The sequence below is a fragment of the Vibrio lamellibrachiae genome (genome assembly GCF_050337265.1).
GTDB lineage: Bacteria > Pseudomonadota > Gammaproteobacteria > Enterobacterales > Vibrionaceae > Vibrio > Vibrio kyushuensis.
Window position 1 is genome coordinate 479127 of record NZ_JAKJSU010000006.1, and the last position, 15534, is coordinate 494660.

General features: G+C 40.0%; 14 protein-coding genes. 12 read left to right on the forward strand and 2 right to left on the reverse strand.

Annotation, left to right across the window (positions count from 1 at the left end):
• The first annotated feature begins 113 nt into the window (after positions 1-113).
• Positions 114-1760, forward strand: coding sequence for a M28 family peptidase (locus tag L4C54_RS11310; protein ID WP_428808257.1), 1647 nt, complete (start codon positions 114-116; stop codon positions 1758-1760).
• A gap of 78 nt (positions 1761-1838) precedes the next feature.
• Complete coding sequence (locus tag L4C54_RS11315; RefSeq protein ID WP_428808258.1) at positions 1839-3425, forward strand: amidohydrolase; 1587 nt, start codon at positions 1839-1841, stop codon at positions 3423-3425.
• A 79-nt stretch (positions 3426-3504) separates the two neighbouring features.
• Here the strand turns inward: L4C54_RS11315 and L4C54_RS11320 are convergent, their stop codons facing one another.
• Together L4C54_RS11320 and L4C54_RS11325 are read right to left on the reverse strand one after the other, a co-directional pair.
• Complete coding sequence (locus tag L4C54_RS11320) at positions 3505-3984, reverse strand: hypothetical protein (RefSeq protein ID WP_428808259.1); 480 nt, start codon at positions 3982-3984, stop codon at positions 3505-3507.
• Positions 3966-4718, reverse strand: coding sequence for a winged helix-turn-helix domain-containing protein (locus L4C54_RS11325; protein WP_428808260.1), 753 nt, complete (start codon positions 4716-4718; stop codon positions 3966-3968). The genes L4C54_RS11320 and L4C54_RS11325 overlap by 19 nt, the downstream gene beginning before the upstream one ends.
• A 268-nt stretch (positions 4719-4986) precedes the next feature.
• Here L4C54_RS11325 and L4C54_RS11330 point away from each other — a divergent pair, with 268 nt between their 5' ends.
• The 10 genes from L4C54_RS11330 to L4C54_RS11375 all read left to right on the forward strand — a co-directional run bounded on the left by L4C54_RS11330 (position 4987) and on the right by L4C54_RS11375 (position 15413).
• Positions 4987-5391, forward strand: coding sequence for a DUF1801 domain-containing protein (locus L4C54_RS11330; RefSeq protein WP_428808261.1), 405 nt, complete (start codon positions 4987-4989; stop codon positions 5389-5391).
• Positions 5392-5506: 115 nt separating this feature from the next.
• Positions 5507-5773 carry a hypothetical protein gene (locus L4C54_RS11335; protein WP_428808262.1) on the forward strand — a complete coding sequence of 89 codons (267 nt, stop codon included), beginning with the start codon at positions 5507-5509 and terminating at the stop codon, positions 5771-5773.
• Between the two features lie 110 nt (positions 5774-5883).
• A complete protein-coding gene (locus tag L4C54_RS11340; RefSeq protein WP_428808263.1) occupies positions 5884-6384 on the forward strand; it encodes a putative pterin-binding protein in 501 nt (166 codons plus the stop codon).
• Positions 6385-7029: 645 nt separating this feature from the next.
• Positions 7030-8520, forward strand: coding sequence for an ATP-binding protein (locus L4C54_RS11345; RefSeq protein WP_428808264.1), 1491 nt, complete (start codon positions 7030-7032; stop codon positions 8518-8520).
• 185 nt (positions 8521-8705) lie between these two features.
• Positions 8706-9092, forward strand: a complete 387-nt coding sequence (locus L4C54_RS11350; protein WP_428802211.1) for a tautomerase family protein — start codon at positions 8706-8708, stop codon at positions 9090-9092.
• A gap of 10 nt (positions 9093-9102) precedes the next feature.
• A complete protein-coding gene (locus L4C54_RS11355; protein WP_428808265.1) occupies positions 9103-9576 on the forward strand; it encodes an HAD family hydrolase in 474 nt (157 codons plus the stop codon).
• A 208-nt stretch (positions 9577-9784) separates the two neighbouring features.
• A complete protein-coding gene (locus L4C54_RS11360) occupies positions 9785-10771 on the forward strand; it encodes a sensor domain-containing diguanylate cyclase (protein ID WP_428808266.1) in 987 nt (328 codons plus the stop codon).
• Positions 10772-10914: 143 nt separating this feature from the next.
• The gene (locus L4C54_RS11365; RefSeq protein WP_428802208.1) at positions 10915-11751 is read left to right on the forward strand and encodes a MurR/RpiR family transcriptional regulator; all 837 of its coding nucleotides are present in this window, start codon (positions 10915-10917) and stop codon (positions 11749-11751) included.
• A 189-nt stretch (positions 11752-11940) separates the two neighbouring features.
• A complete protein-coding gene (locus L4C54_RS11370) occupies positions 11941-13098 on the forward strand; it encodes an N-acetylneuraminate epimerase (RefSeq protein ID WP_428808267.1) in 1158 nt (385 codons plus the stop codon).
• A gap of 650 nt (positions 13099-13748) precedes the next feature.
• Positions 13749-15413: an ABC transporter substrate-binding protein gene (locus L4C54_RS11375; RefSeq protein ID WP_428802206.1), complete on the forward strand. Its 1665-nt coding sequence runs from the start codon at positions 13749-13751 to the stop codon at positions 15411-15413.
• Positions 15414-15534: the final 121 nt, after the last annotated feature.

Below are 15534 nucleotides of genomic sequence, written 5' to 3' on the forward strand. Positions count from 1 at the left end.
TTCAAGATAGAAAGTAATTGTTGCGATTCGTTGCGCCCTACAGGGTCATTTTAAACTGTGGGAGTGGATTGCAGCCTATGATTTCCTATCCAATGAAACAAAAGGTAACTCGTATGACAACTGAAAAAGATAATGGGATGGCGTTAGCAACGTCACCCGCTCAAGTCATTGATCGTATTGTTAAGCCTGGCTTCCTACCGGGAAGTATTGTCCGTGAAAAAACCAATAAAACACTTATCGATAGCAGCTGGGATTTGGGGATTGACCCTCTAAAGTCTCGTTTTGAACTAGGCACAGATGTTCGTGAAGCTATAGAAGAATCATATATCTATGATTGGTCGATGAAGATGAAAGATGTATCGGTTCAGTCAAAGGAAGCAGGCGATATTCTATGGGGGCGTGTTCAAGGCACCATATACGAGCACATGGCTTTTGAATTAATCGAACAAGAACTTAAATCACTAGAGCTTGATGAAGTTCATTATGAAAAGTACCCATGCCAATACCCGCAATGGCGTCCAACGACGTGTGATATTGAGGTAATGTCAGCGCCAAATCTAGAAGATGGTGACACTTACAAGTTTTCTAGCGGATTAACGACAACGATTTCCAAATTGACGCCTAAAGGTGGGGCAGTTGGAGAACTAATTTATGTAGGTGAAGGTTCAGCGTCTGAGCTACGTGGGCGTGATCTCGAAGGCAAGATTGTACTGTTACGCGGTAAAACGATGCCATCAGCGGTACTCAATAGCGCTCGTGTTGCGTTCTCCCGCATTGCTACTGGCAAATACGGTGAACCACAAGCAGTGATCGTATGGTGGGATACGCCAGTTGCAGACCAAGTTGGTGGACGCGTTGGTGCTCCGGGTGGTGGTGATATCATCGGTGCTCTATTACCGTGGATCACGATTGGTGATGATGACGGTTTGTACCTGCGTAAGATGCTCGATAACGCTGAAGATGGCATCGTCAAAATTCGAGTCGATATTCAGGGGCAGGAAGAACGCGACCGCATGTCAGGTAACGTTTGGGCGAAGCTTGAAGGTAAGCAAGACAAGTACATCATCATCCCTGCTCATGTTGACTGCTTCATGTATGGTGTCCACGATAACGGCACGTCAATCGCGATGAACCTAGCGTTAGCCAAATACTATGCCGCGTTAGATAAGAGTGAGCGTGAATACGGCATCATCTTCATGTTCCAAGGTGATCACGAAGTTCCGGGACTAGGAAACACGAAGAACTGGGCAATCGAAAATCAAGAGTGGTTAGAAGACCGTATGCTTATGATTCTGCGCCCTGAGCACGTAGGCATGATTATGGAAGCGGATGAAGGCGCTCTTCGTTTTAAGTCTAACGTCACCGTTCCAGCAATGCTTCACATCTCGAATCAAAGCCCAGTTTTGTCGGAAATTTTCCGCGATACGATTAACCAGTATCAACTGCCTACATCTACTCGCGCTTTCCGCGATCCATCAGCAGATGAGATGGCATTTTATCCTCCCCATACAAACTTTAAAAAACAGCCGATATCGGCAGGTTGGATTACGGGTGGTAAGTATTACCACTCAACGGCCGATGTACAACTCGATTTGATCTGCTTTGAATCAGTGACACGTTTTGCTCGAGCACACGCTTACATCATCGATAGAGTCGGCATGTTCTCTGAGGATCAACTTCGTGATCAGAGTAACTACGTTGTCCCTGGTGAAAGCATATACAGCAGCGATGCAATGCTTCTAGCTCTAGGTGGCTGGTAGTACTTCGCCACACTATCTATGTAAAAAGCATTTTCAATTGAGAAAGTGCTTTTCTCTAACTGACTTACGAGAACTTAAATGAATAAAATCTATTTTAATGGTCCTATTATTACAATGGACGACGCGCAACCTAATGTTGAAGCATTGGTTGAATCTGAAGGTATAATTGTAGCAACGGGCGCTTTAACAACATTAAAGCAAGAGTATAGCGATGCTGAATTGGTTGATCTGAAAGGTCAAACTCTTTTACCTGGCTTCATTGAGAACCATACACATATTCTATTTTGTGCCAACATGGTATCAATGTATGACTTAAGCTTTTTTAAGTATCAAAATCATGAAGAGATGATGAGTGCATTCCGTTCTATGGAAGTAAATTCTGATGACGGTTGGATTAAAGCCATTGGTTGGGATTTGAAGAAACAGAACGTTCCAACTATTGAGTTAATGGATGAAGTATTCCCAAACACTCCGCTATTTGTGTCGATGCAGGGGCATGGTGGGTGGCTAAATAGTGCAGGTTTTAAAAAGCTTGGGATAGATGAAACAACAGAAGCACCAGAAAACTCTGAATTCGTTAAAGACGCGAATGGTGAACTAACGGGTCTTATCATTGGGGTAGGAGCAATGATAACGGCACTTGGTGGGACATTCCCAACACCAAGTAAAGAAGAAATCATCCAAGTAGCCAATGACTTATCTAGCCACGGATTCACAACAGCTTGTGATGCCTTTATATCAACACCAATGGTATTAAATGAGTTTGTTGAAGCGTCTAAATCTCACGACTACGGATTAAGAACCTTAGGCTCTATTCCAAATGTATTCCCTAACTATGAACAAGTTATCATTGATAAAGAAAACTATAAGACCGACAAGTTCCAAATTGGTTTTATGAAAGGCTTTATTGACGGATCTGTTCAAGGTGGTAACGCGGCTACAGATATAGAATATCTGAATGAAGAGTTTAAAGGTAAACCTCGCCCAGTGTTTGGTACCATTGAGATGTTCAGTGATGCAATGTACCGAGCTTTTGAGCTTAACTCTGATGTAATGTTTCATGTGAATGGAAATCTTGCATTAGATGCATCTATTGAAGCGGCGAAACTTGCTCGTGCAAAAGCCACTGATAATAACCTTGATCATGAATCACTGAACATCTTAGTACACCACTTGTCACTTTCTAGCGATGAACAGTATCAGAGCATGAATGAATTAGGTATTAAACCGAGCTTCATCATGGGGCACCATTACTGGACGGGCGGGCAAATGATCAACGATTACTTCGCAGAAGACGATCTAAAGTATACGTTCCGTATGAAATCGGCCATTCAACACGGCTTGAAACCAACACTTCATAATGATGCGCCCGTTTCTCCAACGGCACCTTGGCAGAATATTAAGTCAGCGGTGACTCGCGAAACGTTTACTGGTGAAATTCTAAATGCACCTGAGGCAATTTCAGTCGCTCAAGCACTGAAAGCCTATACTTCTTGGGCTGCAGAACAGCTTAAAATGGAAGATAGAGTAGGGACTATTGAAGCCGGTAAGTTGGCAGATTTTGTTATTGTTGACAAAAATCCACTGGAAATTCCCGTTGAACAATTAAACCAAATTAAGGTAATGACAACGATTATGAATGGTAATGTTACGTACCAAGCGTAATTGTAATATATGAGATTTAATCTAAGAATAAGGACCTAATTGGTCCTTATTTTTTATCAGTCTGGCTACAATTCATCTTCTATTCGTGTCTATTCAGGTATAACCCAAACTCTTCACCGAATCCAAGGGTCGCTTGTAAGAACAATTTTGACTCACTAATTGGCCATACAAAACTATTCATTAAATACCCTTCAACTGGTAGATCCCGACCCAAGAATTTTTCCAAGGCATCCCTATCGCTATACTTTAAATCAGTCACTGACAATTTAAGTGATTGACCTTCAATGTTTAAAATATTCACACGAACCGATATTTGATGATTCTCGCCACTATATTTAGGACTTTGAGGTTGGTAATTTAATATTACTCGACCACCGTCATCTTGAACAATGAGTTGAATATGGGCATCAACAGGATCGTTTTGATAGAAAATAGTCGTAGTACCTGACCATAAACCAATAAATCGACTTGTTTGCTCATGATTAAACAGTTGAATACCAACGCCAATAGAGAAACAAAGCAGTAGTAGAGCAAACACGCTTACTTTATTGGTTGGCATAGGGTCACCTCATCTTGCTCAATACAACGTATCTTTTGGTTATTAATTAGGAATGTAGCAGAAATTTGGTTGTCTTCGTTTACTGTTAAAGCTATATCACCTTCTTGTAACGCGTCACTTGACGTCATGCTCCCCATTTCAGAACTTAACTGTGGAAAGCTTGCAGGGCGAAAAAAATGGGAAGTGGCGTAACCTAAGGTAACCATGCTCAAGCACGCAATGGTCAAAAGGGATCCAAATAAGTAACTTTTAGGAACCAGATTACTTTGATGCTGTGACTGATTTTGTAGATTCGGAAGGTCTTGGCCCAGTTTATTTTCTGATACTTCACACACAGGGGGAATCGGTAGTTTCTCTGTACTTGTTTGTGCAGTATTAAAAGATTGCTTGTTAGCAAAAGGCTGTTGCTCTATTGCAGGGGTAACACCAAGAACATATCCATACTTCGGGACTGTGCGAATGAGTTTCTTGTGATCATCTTGTAGTTCATCACGTAGACGTTTAACAACTTGATTAATCGTGGCATTGGTTGCATAAGTATTCTTGTAGAGAAGCTCTTCGATTTTTTGTCGTGTAAGGGTTTCAGGGAAAGAGTCGATTAATGCACTTAGCATTGCTGCTTCTTTTGCACGTAAGCGAACAGTTTCAGATTCCAACTGAACCACCCCAGAAATAGGAGAATATAGAAAGTGCCCTATTCGATAAATAGGGGGCTCTAACGGTAAGTCTTTCATAAGTCTCAACAGATTGGAAGTGAGTACCAATATTACCTTTTTGTTGATTTTATTTATAGAGGGACAAATGAATTATGGGGGGTGAATCTATTTGAAGGTTCTTTATAGAACGTCATTTATTATACGTTTGTTTTAAATGTTTAATGATATTAAAGAAATGTTTTATATAATCTAACTAATGGAAACGTATATTGAACAAAGTGGTTACAGTTCTTGTTAGAGCACAACAATGATTTTAAGCTGTATGTTCAAAAATAGGAGTAAATCAATGAATAAGGAAGTTCAACTAAAGTTCGAATCTTACCCACCTGAAGTCAGGTCAAAAATGCTAGAGTTACGCACTTTAATCATAGAGGTTATTAAAGAGTGCGGGTTCCAACAGTTTGAAGAAACACTAAAATGGGGCGAACCGAGTTACCTAGTAAACGGGGGAAGCACAGTTCGAATTGACTGGAAAGCTAAGTCACCTGAGCAGTGTTATGTGTTCTTTAACTGTAAGACAAAGTTAGTCGATACTTTTCGTGAACTGTATTCAGGTACGTTAACGTTTAATGGAAACAGAGCGATTTCTTTTAACCTCGATCAAGCGTTCCCTGTGGGGAGTTTGAAGCATTGCATTGAACTATCGCTACGTTATAAAAGTATTAAGCACTTGCCGTTACTTGGGGTTTAACACCGTTAATATGCAACGGTATAGTTAACCCCTTCGCATATTGCTTTATTGAGTAAGATTCGATGGTATCTCTAAGGTAGAGTAAACAATCATTTACTTTTTCATCGGTATTTATATGGGCTCAGAAACGGTAATGGCTATCTCTCATTACTTAGGCATGCTTATCTTGTGGTTGATTCTTTATCCACTCGTCATTGTGGGCATCTGTATGGTTGTTTTTGAAAAGAAAAATCAAAATAAATTGATTGGTCGATTTACCATAATATGGGGACTGATTGCCCTAGGCTTACTAACAATGCATCTGCAAACCGAAGTTATTTATGGTTCCGAAATTTTGGAGTCACTAAGTAAAAACGAAATAAATTCAACCACAAGGCCTTAATAACAGGGCATTTAGTTTCTATTCAATTCATCTCACAACGAATTCAGCAGCTGGCGAACATACAATCGTGACTTATAATTAATGGATTGATCCCCATGGAGTATGTCGCTATGCATAAGGCTATATTATATTTTTTTGTTGTCTTTTCTTTACACGCATCCGTATATGCAGCGACTTTACCTAACCCATCTGGGGAAGTCATACTGTCGGTGTCAGGGAATATAGAGCATTCCAATAGTGAGATTGGAGTGGAGTTTGACGAAGGTATGATAGAGCAACTGGACACCTCAATTATAAAAACGAAGAACCATGTCGTTAAAGAGGTAGCAATATATAAAGGGCCAACCTTATACGATGTACTAGAGCTAGCAGGTTCAAAAGGGGATGAAGTAAAAGTAATCGCATGGGATGACTACGTTGTCACTATCCCTATCTCGACTATTAAAAAATATGGGGTACTTCTTGCAACGCATGAGGATGGCAAGCGCATGACACTTGATGACAAAGGCCCATTTTTTGTTGTATTTCCTTTCACCGAGTATTCGGAGATTAGAAATGACCTCTATTATAACCTATCCGTTTGGCAGGTTAAGGCATTGGTTGTGGAATAGAGCCTCACAATGCGAGTTGATCCGCTTCTATCTAGGACTGCTTTCACAACAATAATTGGCGTTCTTTGTTGTTGCATGATTTTTTCCATTAGTATTGTTTTTTACTCCTCAAACAAAATAGAAAATATACAGGCTGAACCTTATGTTGCAATTATTAATAATAATTTAGGGACCAAGTCTAAATTGTTGTCAATTAAAGTTAATTTTTTAGAATACTTAAGTGAACCTACGAAGAGTAATCTAAAAAAGCTAAAGATTAGGGTTAGAGTTATTCGATCAAGCATTAATCAGGACTTATCTAGCGAAATTACTACTGACATTCATAGTCGGTATGGAGATAGTGAGAAGCTGACTGATATTATTAATAAAATCAATAGAATATCGGAAAAAACAAAGCGTATAAATGAAAATAACAATCCAGAAGTGCTAGTTAAACTCATCCTAGTTGAATTGAATGCAGTTTATTCATTGGTTAATGATTACATTTCAAAGTTGGTGTCTGAAGTTCAAAGGAACCAGAACGAATTTCTACAGATTAGAGACTCGCATTATAAGCGTTTGTATACTTACTATACGATCATTCTCATTGCTTCAATTCTCATTATTTCGTCCATTTCTTTTTTATATCTAAATCAAATTAAATTAATGAACGATCTTCGCCGACAAAGTATTGAAACTGAAAAGGCTCGAAGAAAAGCGGAGGCTAGCGCTAGGGCTAAAGCGACATTTCTGGCCAATATGTCTCATGAGATTCGAACGCCACTCAATGCCATCATTGGTTTAAGTGATGCTGTCTTTTATGAGCGAAGCGATAGTGCAACACGAGAAAACCTTTTCTTAATCCACTCATCAAGTAATCACCTCCTAAGTGTGATCAATAATATATTGGACGTTAGCAAGATTGATGCAGGAAAAGTTACTGTTGAATGCATCGATTTTAAATTGAGTTACATTGTTGACCAAGTACGTACGATCTTCATTAATTCGGATTCCAAACCTGACGTTGAAGTTATCTTACTGACACCGATGAACGTCGACTACGTAATGAACTCAGACCCTACTAAGTTAATTCAAGTAATAACCAACCTTTGCACCAATGCTTGGAAGTTTACTGAACATGGATTGGTCGTTGTTGATTTTGATGTTGTTCATCAAGAAAATACCTCTGCGTACTTTACTGTCACAATCAAAGACACAGGCGTAGGAATGACAAATGAGCAATTGAGTCTCATATTCGCTGAGTTTACACAGGCTGATTCTTCAATAACGAGAAAGTATGGTGGGACGGGATTAGGGCTGTCCATCAGTAAGCGGTTAAGTAATATTTTAGGCGGGGATATTACTGTCGAGAGTGAAGTGAATCTAGGTTCTACGTTCACGGTCAATATCCCGGTTAAATTGGTCAGTCACGATACGTTGTTTCAATCGACACAGTTGAAAAATAACGTGTCGATTTATGCAGATAATATGGAAGTGCATAACTTGATAAAAACTGACTTAGAAAAAGTGGGTTTATTTAATGAACGTGGAACTGTTCTCCTATACTACAACACAAATTTATTTGAGTTAGATGCTGTTATTGAAGAGGTTTCGAACAGTGGCGATAGAAAACTTGTTGTGATATCTGGGTTGAATCAAGATGGTAATTCTAGTCAATTACATGCATTTATCACCAAACCTTACTCATCTAAAGAGGTGTTCTTTACTCTCAATACAATGATGAATGCTAAGGAGATAAGCGAGGCACAAACACCAAATTATCCGAGTTACCCGGAAATATCGGCGCTTATTGTCGAAGATGTAATGGTGAATCAAATCGTGGCACAAAGGACTTTGGATAGACTACATGTTAATCATGAAACGGTAACCAATGGTAAAGAATGCATTGAGCGAATCAGCGACAAGTACTATGACGTTATTTTATTGGATATTCAGATGCCCGTGATGGGTGGGATTGAAACAATCAAATACATTAAACAAGAGTCACTGTGCCAAGAGACTATGATTGTTGCGTTAACGGCCAATACATTTGAAGAAGACATCCGACATTACTATCAGATCGGATTTGATGACGTTTTATCAAAGCCTTTTAAGTTGGAGCAAATGAACGAGCTGATAAAAAAGATCAAAAGATAAGTTTTTTAATGGAAAGGCTCTCTATTTAGCCGTGATTACTATTTTAAATCTCTACCCCTTAAACCGTTCTTAGATAAAAATAATATCACTATCTATGATCGTTATATGTTAATACAATTTGTTCAACATTTGAGCCCTGTCCTAGGTTAGAGTAGGGAAAGTCAAATTCAAGCAAAGGATCTGCCATGATTGTTGTGTACGGAATAAAAGAGCAATTAAACCCAATTAAATCAAAACTATCAGATGTGATTCATTTAAGCATGACCCAGGCAATAGGAATGCCTGAAGATAAGCGAGCTCATCGATTTGTACCAATGGAAAAAGAGGATTTCTATTACCCCGGAGGCCGTACAGATGCTTATACCGTTATTGAAATAAACATGATGGAAGGGCGTCAAAAAAAGACTAAGAAGTTGCTGATAAAAACGCTGTTTAATAATATTGAATCCCAGCTTGGAATATCTTCGGTCGATATTGAAATCACGATTAAGGAGCAACCTGCTCACTGCTGGGGCTTTAGAGGAATTACCGGTGATGAAGCGCAAGACCTAAAATATCAAGTTAAAGTCTGAGGAGCAGGGAATGTTTAAAGCATACTTATTTGATTGGGGCGATACGCTAATGGTTGATTTTCCTGATGCTCAAGGAAAAATGTGTGATTGGAAACATGTTGAAGCCATAGATGGAGCTGAATTAGTGCTAAGTACTATTTCAATACAGAGTAAGATTTTCATTGCTACTAGTGCTAACGAGTCGACAGAATCAGACATTCGAAGTGCTTTTAACCGAGTAGGACTAGATAAATACATTACCGGTTACTTTTGTAAGGCTAATCTTGGTTTAGCTAAAGGAACACCAGAGTTCTATTTGAAAATTGTAGACGAAATAGGTCTACAACCTAATCAAGTCGTAATGATTGGCGACACTTTTAGTAAAGACATTCAACCCGCAATTCAAGCAGGTTTGTCAGCGAGATGGTTTAACCCTAAACGAGCCGAAAGCCCCCTTGCACAAGATTTTGATCAGTTTACTCACTTAAGTGAATTGATAAGCTAACTGAAATGGTTTAATGCGCCCACTCGGAAGCAGTATGAATCAAAGTTCAAAGTCCCTTCATTGCGAATGCACTATACTTTCTGACTGACGTAGAAGAGTTCGACACGTTTGAATTGAATGTGTTTTCTTTTCTTTCTTTGGTGACTAAACGCTTTTTCCAAATAGCTTATCGCGTAAGTATCCATGTCGAATTGTTGAAGGTGGTGAGATGACTGACAAAATATGCTCATTGAAAGCAGAAATTGAAGCACTTAAATCTCAGGTTCATATTCTAAAAAAACATGAGAAGCAGCTTGAGCTTGTGATCAAAAGTACTGGGGTTGGGATATGGGACTGGTATGTGCAAGAGGGTAGAACTGAATTCAACGAGCGCTGGGCCAACATTATTGGGTACACCCTTGAAGAGTTATTGCCAGTCAGTATTGATACGTGGTTAACCTATGCTCACCCAGACGACCTCATCGAATCAGAGCGTTTATTGAAAGAGCATTGGGCAGGGCGTAGCGAGTACTATATCTTCGAATCTCGAATGAAGCATAAAAGTGGTAGATGGATCTGGGTTTATGACACTGGGCAAGTGATCGAGTGGGAAAGTGAAGGCGTACCTAAAAGAATGATTGGGACTCATCTAGATATTACGAAAGAACGGGAGTCGATGGCTAAGTTGGATGCGGCAAATAAAGCCTTAAAAGAGCTTAGTTACATGGACTCTTTAACCGATATACCCAACCGAAGGGCCTACCTTGAGAGGCTATCAGAAGAAATCTCGATTGCACGTCGATCAAATACTCCTCTTTCTATGCTTATGATCGATATTGATCACTTCAAACAGTACAACGATACATTTGGTCATGAGAAAGGCGACATAGCCCTGTTTCAAATTGCTCAGTGTATAAAGCATGAACTGCCTAGAAAAACCGACTTTGTTGCTCGTTTTGGAGGAGAAGAAATTATCGCAATTTTACCTCACACAGACCCGGATGGGGCGGTGTTTGCAGCACGGAAAATACTAGAGGCCGTGATGGCTGAAAACATAGAGCACACCTATTCGCAACATGAAAATAAGTTGACGGTAAGCATCGGTGTCGCGACATGCATCGATCATTACGAAACCTTACTCGATAAAGCCGATGCAGCAATGTACTGTGCAAAAGAGCTCGGTAGGAACCAGCTTCAAACGTACAACAAAAAGTAGAAACCGATTTTTGCGCAAAATTACCTTAGTTTCTGTTTGTATTTATGTCGGGCTTGACGGGTTTAGCTGGGTTTAAGCTGTATTAATATTTTTAAGTCTCTGGTACTTTGAAAGAAGGAATAACTGTATTTAAAGAGGCTACAGTGAGCTCGCCAAAAAATTTACTTGTTCGAATGCGTTCAAATATAGAACCGTTGAGTAAAAAACTACGAATCGTTACCGATTATGTTTTGGAAAATGCCCAAGAGGTGCAGTTTCAAACAATCACTGATTTAGCTCGTAATACAAATACGAGTGAAGCGACTGTCATCCGTTTATGTCGTGATTTGGGTTATAAAGGGTACTCTGATTTTCGAATGGCTCTGGCCATTGAATTGAGCCAAGCGGCTAACCAAGAAGCGTCTGAGGAAGAAGGTGACATTTGTGATGTTTCCGCTCGAAGTGCTGTAGACAGCCTTCAAGATACCGCTAAATTAATCGACCGTGACTCTTTAACACGCGTTTGCGAGTTGGTCCATCAGGCCAACTTTATTGGTTGTGTTGGTGTAGGTGCCTCGAGCATTGTTGGTCGTTACCTAGCATATAGGTTGATACGAATTGGCAAGAAGGCGATCATGTTTGAAGATACACATATCGCGGCAATGAATGCCAGTCGATGCAGTAAGGGTGATTTGTGGGTTTCTGTATCTAGCTCTGGCTCTACAAAAGAAGTTATCCATGCAGCAAGCCTTGCATATAAACGCAGTATACCCGTTGTAACATTAACCAATATTAATCACAGCCCGCTTTCTGAAATATCAACAGAATTACTCGTTGCAGCAAGGCCTGAAGGACCACTAACTGGTGGTGCATTTTCCTCAAAAGTGGGGGCTTTACTATTAGTAGATGTACTCGTGAATACCTTGTTAGATAAGTACCCACAATATTCAGACTCTGTACAAGAAACTGCGGAAGTCGTATTACCTTTAATGAGTAATTAACGAGTTATAACACTTATTTATACGATGAAGACCTGCCTCACCAGTAGGTCTTTTTTATACCTATTTCATGAAGATATTTTTTATTGTTAAGTTGATCAAAGAAATTATTCTTCATTAAGTGATAATTAGATGGATTTTTGAACAATAAAAGATGGCAATTCTGACCATTGATATAAGGAAATAACAATAATGAATTTGAAAACCAATCTAATAACTACGCCTTTGCTTGCTGCAGCGTTGCTATTCAGTGTTAATGCTATGGCTAATACTCATTGGCCTGATCTACCCGTAGGCATTAAAAGCGGGGTCAGTGCACAGGTAGGAGGCAAAGTGTTTGTGGGGCTTGGCTCAGCAGGCTCCGATTTTTATATGTTGGATATTGAGTCTTTGGATAAAGGTTGGCAGAAACAAGCCAGTTTCATCGGTCCGGCAAGAAGTGGCGCGACAGCATCTGTTGTTGATGGCGATATCTACATTTTTGGTGGCTCGGGAAAAGAGAGCTCGAGTGATCCTGCACCGATACTTTTCGATACTATCTATCGTTATAATGTCTCTGCCAATAGCTGGTCTCAGGCTAACTCAACGACACCTGTTGGCTTATTAGGTGCTGCATCTTATTCTCCAGACACCAAACAAGTCATTTTCTTTGGAGGTTATAACAAAGGATATTTTGATACTTACCTTTCTGACATTATGGCAACGGATAAAAAGACACAGCCAGACGCTTGGCAGAAGATCGTTGATGACTATATGGGCATGAAACCGCTCGATTATAAATGGAACCAACAAGTGTTGAGCTTTAAGCCAGAGACTGGAGAATGGAGTGAACTAGGTTTGTCACCCTATATCCCTAACTGTGGTTCCGCTTTGGTTGCCGATGGTGCTAACGCTATGCTAATCAGTGGTGAAATCAAGCCGGGGCTGAGAACAGCAGAAGTGAAACAGTATCAATTTGGTCAACCTCAACCATGGACAAGCCTACATTCGTTGCCTGCTCTCGAACCATCAAATATTCAGGAAGGCGTTGCTGGTGCGTATGCAGGTAAAAGCAATGGTGCGATCATTGTTGCAGGTGGAGCAAACTTCCACGGCGCAAAAACGGCGTTTGAAAAAGGGAGTATGTTTGCACATAACGGCTTCGGTAAAGCGTATAACCCCGAGATGTACGTCAAGGTTGATGGATTATGGAGTCAAGTAAACGATTTGCCAGAAGGGCTTGCTTATGGCGCTTCCTTTGCAACAGATAAAGGTGTTCTAATTGCAGGTGGTGAAACGGCTGACAGAAGCGCAAGTAAAAAAGTGTATTTGCTTGCGTGGAACGGTACCTCTGTCGATATAACAGACTAAAAAAACATCAGACTAAGTCTGAGTGAAAAAGTAGTGGTAGTAATAAAAACCCGCTGCGGTAGAAGGTGAGAGTGTGTTCTCGACTTTTCCGCTAGTGGGTTTTCCCCTTCCTTCGTTACATTCTTATTGTCAAAGTAAAGCACTCACAATTAACAAAACGTATGAGTAAATATCAACCAAAAAATTCTGTTTTTAATGTTTGGTAATTATTTATATTATTATTTGTGCGCTGATAAACAGTCTTAAGTAGAAATGGTTCATATTATTTGTCATGTATTAAATACCAAATGTGATTCGTGCCTTTTATAGTAATTAAACTTAAATGAGATCTAACCTTGAAAATAATTTGTTTCATCATTTGTTGTGGTTTTTATGAAATAAGTGAATTGTTTAACTTGTTGTTTTTAGGTATTTTGTTTCTGTTTCTTCGTGTGTATGAAAACCTAGTTCATTACGTGGAAATTGACTTTGTTTCATCGTTAGTGCGTGAGATTAGACTAGCTTTGATATTTTAAAACATACTCATATCACTATTTAATTAATGTGACCAAATAAGCAAAACTACTCTGACCAAACTTCTATGATTCGCCAAGTAAAGCGTCGTTGTTAAGTGTCGCGGCGTTCCATGATTATAATTACAGGAGTTTCATATGAATCGTGCTTTTTTTGCTGCGTCTACATTAGCTTTGGCGGTAGCGATGCCTGCACAGGCCAACGAGGTTACAACAGAATCGATACCTAATTTGAGAATACTCAATGATAGTACGACAGGTTGGGTTCGTAATTTTAACCCGTGGGTTGGAGGTCGCACCAACTTTGCTTATGAGTCACTAGTGATATTTAGCCAGCTTGATTCATCTGATGTGCACCCTTGGTTAGCTACTGGATATGAGCTAAGCGAAGACATGAAAATGATCACTGTTAATTTACGCGAAGGCGTTAAGTGGTCAGATGGGGTTGATTTTACCGCAGATGATGTTGTGTTTTCTTATACATATCCAACCAAACACCCTGAAATTGATGGTGCAGGTATGGCCAACCGCATCGAAAAAATAGTAAAAATAAACGATCATAAAGTAGAGATTCACCTACCTGAAGCGAATGCGTTCGCTGCCGAAGATATTATCGGTGAGGGTGTTCGTATGATTCCAAAACATATCTGGTCAGAAATCGACAGTCCTGCTGCTTTTGTTAATGACAACCCAGTCGGTACTGGTCCGTTTACCGAAATTCAGCGCTTTACCCCTCAAGTCTATATTCAGTGTCGTAATCCACATTACTGGAATAAAGACCTAGAAATTAACTGTTTAGAGTTTCCTCAGTACTCAAGTAATGATGCGGCATTAGAGATGCTGTCAAAAGGTGAAATCGATTGGGCAGGTATTTTCATTCCTGATATTGAACGCACTTTTGTGGCTAAACACCCTAATAATAAATACTGGTTCCCATCGAATGATGGTGTCCGTATTGCGATGAACTACAACACCAAAAATGAAGCCGCAAGTGAAGCATTCAGTGATCTAAATTTCCGTCGTGCAATGAACCTCTCTATGGATCGTGAAGCAATGATCATGATTGGTGCTTACGGCTATGTTGAAGGGGGTAACCCAGCCACTAACTTACCTAAAACGCATTGGTCTTGGCGTGATGAACAAGCTGATGAATCTTGGAATCAGCTATATCGTTATGATGTAAAGGCGGCAAAAGCGGAACTTGAAAAAGGCGGCTTTAAAGACACCAATGGTGATGGTTTTGTCGAAACACCATCAGGTAAAAAGCTATCGTTCCGTATCCAAGTACCCAGTGGTTGGAGCGATTGGGTAAACAACGTGGGTATTGCTGTTGAAGGTCTGCGAATGGCAGGTATCAATGCCAATATCATCACACCAGAAGTGAACGCTTACGCTCAAAACTGGGCAAATAACGACTTCGAAGCAACGATGGCGGCGGGCACAATTCAAAGCTCCGCTTGGCGATTCTACGATCAAACCATGCACTCACGTTATGCAGATACCGGCATTTGGTGGTCAACGAGCATGCATAACTACACCAGCGATGACCTAGATAACTTAATTGAGAGTCTAGGAAAAACGCGTGATGTTGAAAAACAGAAAGAGTTAGGCGCTCAAATTGAACGAATCTATGCAGAGCAAGCTGTTCAAGTACCGCTTTACTACAACGGTGTTTGGTACGTCTACAACGATTCACGCTTCGAAGGTTGGGCATCGGCTGACAATCCGTTTGTTCTACCTGCACCATTTGAAGGGATGGATCGTTTGATTCACATAATGAATCTAAAGCCACGAGTGCAATAGTACGTTAACTATTGTTTAGCTAACGCCTTATTAAGCTGTAATCGTAATAGGCGTTGGCTAATTCAATATTGCCTGTTGATACAGGCATATTTTAAATTTTCGTTGTAAGCGGTTTCATAGA

What these genes read in the sequence shown, in the direction of transcription:
- L4C54_RS11345 (WP_428808264.1), top strand. Translation starts at nt 7,030, where the DNA reads ATGAACGATCTTCGCCGACAAAGTATTGAAACTGAAAAGGCTCGAAGA.
- L4C54_RS11355 (WP_428808265.1), top strand. Translation starts at nt 9,103, where the DNA reads ATGTTTAAAGCATACTTATTTGATTGGGGCGATACGCTAATGGTTGAT.
- L4C54_RS11330 (WP_428808261.1), top strand. Translation starts at nt 4,987, where the DNA reads ATGAATAAGGAAGTTCAACTAAAGTTCGAATCTTACCCACCTGAAGTC.
- L4C54_RS11320 (WP_428808259.1), bottom strand. Translation starts at nt 3,984, where the DNA reads ATGCCAACCAATAAAGTAAGCGTGTTTGCTCTACTACTGCTTTGTTTC.
- L4C54_RS11340 (WP_428808263.1), top strand. Translation starts at nt 5,884, where the DNA reads ATGCATAAGGCTATATTATATTTTTTTGTTGTCTTTTCTTTACACGCA.
- L4C54_RS11375 (WP_428802206.1), top strand. Translation starts at nt 13,749, where the DNA reads ATGAATCGTGCTTTTTTTGCTGCGTCTACATTAGCTTTGGCGGTAGCG.
- L4C54_RS11350 (WP_428802211.1), top strand. Translation starts at nt 8,706, where the DNA reads ATGATTGTTGTGTACGGAATAAAAGAGCAATTAAACCCAATTAAATCA.
- L4C54_RS11325 (WP_428808260.1), bottom strand. Translation starts at nt 4,718, where the DNA reads ATGAAAGACTTACCGTTAGAGCCCCCTATTTATCGAATAGGGCACTTT.
- L4C54_RS11360 (WP_428808266.1), top strand. Translation starts at nt 9,785, where the DNA reads ATGACTGACAAAATATGCTCATTGAAAGCAGAAATTGAAGCACTTAAA.
- L4C54_RS11370 (WP_428808267.1), top strand. Translation starts at nt 11,941, where the DNA reads ATGAATTTGAAAACCAATCTAATAACTACGCCTTTGCTTGCTGCAGCG.
- L4C54_RS11315 (WP_428808258.1), top strand. Translation starts at nt 1,839, where the DNA reads ATGAATAAAATCTATTTTAATGGTCCTATTATTACAATGGACGACGCG.
- L4C54_RS11335 (WP_428808262.1), top strand. Translation starts at nt 5,507, where the DNA reads ATGGGCTCAGAAACGGTAATGGCTATCTCTCATTACTTAGGCATGCTT.
- L4C54_RS11310 (WP_428808257.1), top strand. Translation starts at nt 114, where the DNA reads ATGACAACTGAAAAAGATAATGGGATGGCGTTAGCAACGTCACCCGCT.